We start from the raw sequence: 3,463 nt of genomic DNA on the forward strand, positions 1-3,463 counted from the left end.
ATGGCTAAGAAAATGAAAACCATGGACGGTAACACCGCCACGACGCATGTGGCGTACGCCATGAGCGAGTGTGCGGGTATTTATCCGATCACGCCGTCGTCCACCATGGGCGAGATTGCCGATGAGTGGGCTGCGCAGGGTCGCAAGAACATCTTCGGACAGAAGGTCATGGTCCGCCAGCTGCAGTCGGAAGCAGGCGCAGCGGGCGCGGTTCACGGCTGTCTGGCCGCAGGCGCGCTGACGTCCACCTTCACGGCGTCGCAGGGCCTGCTGCTCATGATCCCGAACATGTACAAGATTTCCGGCGAGCTGCTGCCCGGCGTGTTCCACGTTTCCGCGCGCGCCATCGCCGCCCACGCCCTGTCCATCTTCGGCGACCATCAGGACGTCATGGCCTGCCGCCAGACCGGTTTCGGCATGATCGCCTCGGCCTCCGTGCAGGAAGCCATGGATCTGGCGCTCGTCTCCCATCTGGCCGCCATCGAGTCCAGCGTGCCCTTCATGCACTACTTCGACGGCTTCCGGACCTCCCACGAGATCCAGAAGGTCGAGGTCATCGAGTACGACGACATGGCCAAGCTGGTGAACATGGAGAAGGTGGAAGAATTCCGCAAGCGCTCCATGAACCCCGAGCATCCGCAGCTGCGCGGCACCGCCCAGAACCCGGACATCTACTTCCAGGGCCGCGAAGCCGCGAACCCCTACTACGAGAATCTCACCGACATCGTCGTGAACGAGATGAAGAAGGTCTCCGAGCTGACCGGCCGTTCCTACAAGCCGTTCGACTACGTCGGCGCTCCTGACGCCGACCGCGTGATCGTTTCCATGGGCTCCTCCTGCGAGACCATCGAGGAAGTGGTCAACCACCTGACCGCCAAGGGCGAGAAGGTCGGCCTGATCAAGGTCCGCCTGTACCGTCCGTTCTCTGCCGAACATTTCATGTCCGTCATGCCGGAATCCGTTGCCCGCGTGACCGTTCTGGACCGCACCAAGGAGCCCGGCGCGCTGGGCGACCCGCTGTATCAGGACGTCTGCACCGTTTACGCCGAGAAGGGCGGCGCTCCGGAAATCATTCCGGGTCGTTACGGTCTGGGCTCCAAGGAATTCGACCCGGCCATGGTCAAGTCCGTCTTTGACAACATGGCCTCCGGCGCGCCCAAGAGCCACTTCGTGGTGGGCATCGAAGACGACGTTACCAACGCCTCCCTTGTTGTGGCCGAGGCCCTGGATACCACCCCCGCAGGCACTGTACAGTGCAAGTTCTGGGGCCTCGGCTCCGACGGAACCGTCGGCGCCAACAAGCAGGCGATCAAGATCATCGGCGACAACACCGACATGTACGCACAGGGGTACTTTGCCTACGACTCCAAGAAGTCCGGCGGCATCACGGTTTCCCACCTGCGTTTCGGTGCCAGCCCGATCCAGTCCACCTATCTGGTCACCGCGGCAGACTACATCGCCTGCCACAAGGCCAGCTACGTGAACCAGTACGACCTTCTGGACGGCATCAAGGACGGCGGCACCTTCGTGCTGAACTCCTCCTGGAACACCGTCGAGGAGATGGACGAGCACCTTCCGGCCGCCATGAAGCGGACCATCGCGGAAAAGGGCCTGAAGTTCTACAACATCGACGCGGTGAAGATCGCCGGTGAAGTGGGCCTCGGCAACCGCATCAACATGGTCATGCAGACCGCCTTCTTCAAGCTTGCCGACGTGATTCCGTTCGAGCAGGCCGTGAAGCTCTTGAAGGAAGGCATCCACACCGCCTACGGCAAGAAGGGCGAGAAGATCGTCAACATGAATATCGCCGCGGTGGACAACGCCGAAGCCGCGCTGGTTGAAATCGATGTCCCGGCCTCCTGGAAGGACGCCAAGGACGAAGCCGCCGCTGCCAAGGACGAGCCCAAGTTCATCAGCGAAGTGGTCCGCCCGATCCTCGCCCAGAAGGGTGACGATCTGCCGGTTTCCGCCTTCACTGCCGACGGCCTGTTCCCGGTGGCGACCTCCAAATACGAAAAGCGCGGCGTTGCCATCAACGTTCCCGAGTGGATCGCCGACAACTGCATCCAGTGCAACCAGTGCTCCTTCGTGTGCCCGCACAGCGCCCTGCGCCCGGTGCTGGCCACCGACGAGGAAATGGCCTCGGCTCCCGAGAGCTTCAAGACGCTGGACGCCAAGGGCAAGCAGCTCAAGGGCCTCAAGTACCGCATGCAGGTCAACACCCTTGACTGTCTGGGCTGCGGCAACTGCGCCGACATCTGCCCGGCCAAGGAATCCGCGCTGGTCATGAAGCCGCTGCACACGCAGACCGACGTGGAAGTGCCGAACTTCGAGTTCTCCGAGACCGTATCCTACAAGGACGGCCTCATGCCGCGCACCACGGTGAAGGGCAGCCAGTTCCAGCAGTCGCTGATGGAATTCTCCGGCGCCTGCTCCGGTTGCGGCGAGACCCCGTACGTGAAGGCCATCACCCAGATGTTCGGCGAGCGCATGATCATCGCCAACGCCACGGGCTGCTCCTCCATCTGGGGCGCGTCCGCTCCGACCACGCCGTACTGCGTGAACAAGGACGGCCACGGCCCGGCCTGGGGCAACTCCCTGTTCGAAGACGCAGCCGAATTCGGCTACGGCATGGGCATGGCTGTCGAGCAGCGCCGCGAGCTGCTGGTCGACAAGATCAACGCCGCGCTGGAAGCCGGTGTCGACGCCGAGATCGAAGCGGCCATGAAGGCATGGCTTGAAGGCAAGGACTTCGCGGCCCAGTCCCGCGAGGCCGGCGACAAGCTCAAGGCCCTGCTGGAAGGCAAGGACGGCCTGCTGGGCGAGATCGCCAAGGACGCCGACCTGCTCACCAAGAAGTCCATGTGGATCTTCGGCGGTGACGGCTGGGCTTACGACATCGGTTACGGCGGCGTGGACCACGTGCTGGCCTCCGGCGAAGACATCAACATCTTCGTCATGGACACCGAGGTTTACTCCAACACCGGCGGCCAGTCCTCCAAGGCGACTCCGCTCGGCTCCATCGCCAAGTTCGCGGCCGCGGGCAAGCGCACCGGCAAGAAGGACCTCGGTCGCATGGCCATGACCTACGGCTACGTGTACGTGGCCTCCATCGCCATGGGCGCGGACAAGCAGCAGACCATGAAGGCGATTCAGGAAGCTGAAGCCTACCCGGGCCCGTCCCTGATCATCTGCTACGCGCCGTGCATCAACCAGGGCATCCGCAAGGGCATGGGCAAGACCCAGTTCGAACAGAAGCTCGCCGTGGACTCCGGCTACTGGCCGCTGTACCGCTACAACCCGCTTCTGGCCGACGAGGGCAAGAACCCGTTCAGCCTCGACTCCAAGGCTCCCGACGGAACCATGCAGGAGTTCCTGGCCGGTGAAAACCGCTACGCCCTGCTCGAACGCATGCACCCCGAAGACTCCAAGAAGCTCAGGGAGCAGATTGAAAAGGACTACA

General features: G+C 62.9%; 1 protein-coding gene. It reads left to right on the top strand.

Annotation, left to right across the window (positions count from 1 at the left end; genetic code table 11):
• Positions 1-3,463, top strand: a 3,463-nt coding sequence (nifJ, locus tag JCM12178_RS17110) for a pyruvate:ferredoxin (flavodoxin) oxidoreductase (RefSeq protein ID WP_054653169.1), incomplete at both ends; no start/stop codon positions are given.

Source organism: Salidesulfovibrio brasiliensis JCM 12178, assembly GCF_001311825.1.
Lineage (GTDB): Bacteria > Desulfobacterota > Desulfovibrionia > Desulfovibrionales > Desulfovibrionaceae > Pseudodesulfovibrio > Pseudodesulfovibrio brasiliensis.